This window comes from Streptococcus sp. CCH8-H5 (assembly GCF_001556505.1).
In the GTDB taxonomy this organism is placed as follows: Bacteria; Bacillota; Bacilli; order Lactobacillales; family Streptococcaceae; genus Streptococcus.
Genome location: NZ_LSIZ01000117.1, coordinates 1 through 3,624 on the forward strand (window position 1 = coordinate 1; position 3,624 = coordinate 3,624).

Below are 3,624 nucleotides of genomic sequence, written 5' to 3' on the forward strand. Positions count from 1 at the left end.
AAGTTAAAAAACATTGGGTAACTATTGCAGTGACAGGACTTGCTTTGGGATTGAGCTTTGCAGGCCTTAGCTACGCTTCAGCTGAAGAACAGCCTACCCCTGTTAATGAAGCAACTGTTGAAGCCATCATCAAAGAAGGTGCTGTTGACGTTGAAGCTCCTGCAACTAGTGAAGCCACAACTAAACTTGCAGAAAACACACCTACTACCGCTTCGAGCGAAGCAACCACAGTGTCAGAAGCACCAGTGGCCAGCTCTGAAGTAGCCTCAACAGAAACAGTTTCTGAAAAACCAAGCTCTGAAGTGACAAGCGCAGCTAGTTCGGAAGCAGCTAATTCTGAAATTATTCATTCTGAGGTAAGTGCAACAAATACACCTACAAACAACGAAAACCTCATCATAAGCACTTCTCCTGATAAAACAACTTTAGATACCTCACAAAAAGATGGTGATTTCACCATCACTGTTGAAGCGGAAGGTATCACAAAAAAGACAGATAAAAGAGAAAGTTTCGTTTCAGATGCAAATGGTGTTACCTATTATGTAGATGCAAAAGGGCAGCTGGTTACTGGACCAAGAGACATCAACGGTTTCCATTATTACTTTAACGATGACGGCACTATGGTAAAAGGGCAGCTTAGGAAAGTTGACGACAAACTGCACTTTTACGATGAAAACGATGGCAAGCTAGTAACAGACCGTTTTATTACATTCAAAGACAACCACTATATTCCAGAAGAAAACTATAGTAAAGTTGTTTACTTCAATGAACCTGCTTATATCGAACCAAACTATTATGTAATGCCTGGATTAGAACGTTACTATTTTGATAAAAATGGTAACACACTTGAGAAAGGTCGTCAGACAATTTTAGGTAACGACTATTACATCTATGACAATGGTCAAGTTGCTGTTCATAGACTAATGGAATTAGATCACAAACGCTACTACTTTGACGACAAAGGGGCCTTAGTCAAAAATAAACAATATCCTATCATCGAAAAGGGTCTATGGAAGTCTATGCCATATGTATTTTATTCAGACAACGATGGGGTGGCACATTATCTCAATAAACAACTAAACATTGTGACTTATCCGTTCCCAACTTACTATACTCTTCCTTCAGAAAATAATAGAGACTATCCAAAAAATCAATTTATGATGGACTACGAAGGTCGTTGGTATTACTTCAACAAAGACGGATTTCCTATCACTGGACCTAAAACTATTGATGGCTTTGAACTCTACTTCCATGAATCATCTCGTCCAGAAGGACATCAAGCTAAAGGCGAATTCATTAATATTGATAATAAAATTTACTACTTTGACAAAGACAATGGTCGTAAAGTCAAGGATACATCTTTTGAGTTAAACGGTATCCATTATATCGCAGATAAAGAAGGGAACATCACTATCCAAGGTGATTCTAGATTCCATAACCAATATGTCAGCGATGATAAAGGCAACTGGTATTACTACAACGCCGATGGCAATAAACTCATTGGCGAACAAAACATTGATAACGTCAAAGTTTACTTTAAGGACAGTGGAGTCCAAGTTAAAGGACACTTCGCTCCGAATGGACACTTCTATGACAAGGATAGTGGTGAACTTGTTACCAATGCTTATGTAGAAGACAATGGGAACTGGTACTATGTCGATGAAAATGGTCAAAAACTCATTGGAAACCAAATTGTTGATAGTTATCATGTTTGTTTTGACAGTGATGGTCGTCAACTAAAAGGTGAGGCTAGCTACTCAAATTCAGGTCTACCAAAACATTACTATGATTTGCATAATGGACAAATGGTTATCAACTCTCTTATTCAAATCGATGGTAAGACCTATAAAGCTGATAATGAAGGTAAACTCTCTGAAGTACCATATGCTTTAAACTATCGCAACCAAATTGTTACCGACGAATTTGAAAACAGCTATTATTATGACTACCAAGGAATGATGGTTAAAAATCAATACGTTACTATCTATCACCTAGAGAATGACTATCTTAACCCTAAAATTAGAAAAGTCACCTATTATGCAGGATATGACGGAAAATTCCTTCACGGTCACCAAACAATAAATGGTGTTGCTACTTATTTCAATGCCTATGGTGAACAAATCAAAGACCAGTTCGCAGACGATGGTTACTATTATGATAAAGATACCGGTGCTCGTGTTAATTTAGGTGTCAACCGATCAGTTATGATAAATGGTAAATGGTATTATGTTGACCAAAACGGAAAGCAATCTAAAGGAGAGTTTATTAAACAAGGAGGAAACAAATACTACTACGATAAAAATAATGGTGAGCGTGTCATTGGAACACTTTTTGAAGTGAACGATAAACTTTATATTTCAGATCAAGAAGGTGTCATTACTGAAAAGAAAGATGATATCAAAAAAAATGGACTGTTCTATGATGACTACCACAATATCCATTATATGAATGATAATGGTCATCTAGCTAGGAACTTATACGTTCCTTCTAACCACAATGGATTTAGCGATGATACAAAACCATTTTACTATTTTGGTTCCGAAGGAATCGCTTTAAAAGGGGAGCATACTATTAATGGTGAAACAGTATTCTTCGATGAAAATGGAGAGCAAGTAAAAGGAGGTTTCGCAAAAAACGGTAAATATTACGATAAACATACAGGTAACTTAGCAAGAAATACTTTCAGAGAACGTACTGTAAGAATCGCTCGTGAATGGCGTGCTAATGGTATCTCAACTACATTCCGCTACTACCTAGATAATAGTGGCTACAAGGTGTCAGGTTATCAGACTATTAACGGTGAGGACTACTACTTCTACCCTGATGGACCACAGTTAAAAGGGGATTTCGCACCAGATGGTAGATATCACGATAAGGACACCGGAGCTTTAGTCACAAAACGTTATGTTCAAATAAAACCTTGGCATTTTATCACCGACCTAGGTAATGAGCCTATCGACCATAATTATGTTCAAGTATTTCAATTCGATAGATACCCTAGTCTAGCAGACACCTCAACTGGTGCAATTACTAGATATTTTGGTAAAAAATATTCTAATAGTTGGTACTACGTCGATGAAAATAGTCAAAAGGTAACTGGACACAAAACTATCGATAATGTGAAGGGTTACTTTGATAAAGATGGTAAACAAGCTAAAGGTATTGTTGCTGATGATGGTTATTACTATGACAAGAATACTGGTGAACTTGTTGACTTAGGACGTGACAAATTCGTTGACGTTGACGGTAATCGTTACTATGTTGGTAGTGATGGTAAATGTTACAAGGGAGAACAAAAGATTGGAGATGATTACTACTATTTCCACGATGATGGTAGACTAGGCTACGACGAATTGCGAACAATTTGGGCGGGAAATGACTACTACTACCATTATTATTACCCAAAAACTGGAAAACGTGCTAAAAATGTTGACATTACTTTTAACCACTCAATTCGTTACAAGGTGAAAGCTGAGCTTGTTCATTTCGATGAAAACGGTGATGGAAGGGTTATTAAATATATTTACGAATAATATTTATTTCACACATATAATTCCAATTTGTCTTTCAATGAAAGGAGAATTATCATGGAAAAGAAAGTACATTTTAAACTTCACAAAGTTA

The 3,624-nt window shown here is 36.8% G+C and carries 1 protein-coding gene; it reads left to right on the top strand.

Features of this window, described 5'->3' with window-relative positions:
• Window positions 1-3,533: glucosyl transferase (locus AX663_RS08345; RefSeq protein ID WP_156430777.1), on the top strand; the 3,533-nt coding region annotated here is incomplete at its 5' end.
• Between the last annotated feature and the right edge of the window lie 91 nt (window positions 3,534-3,624).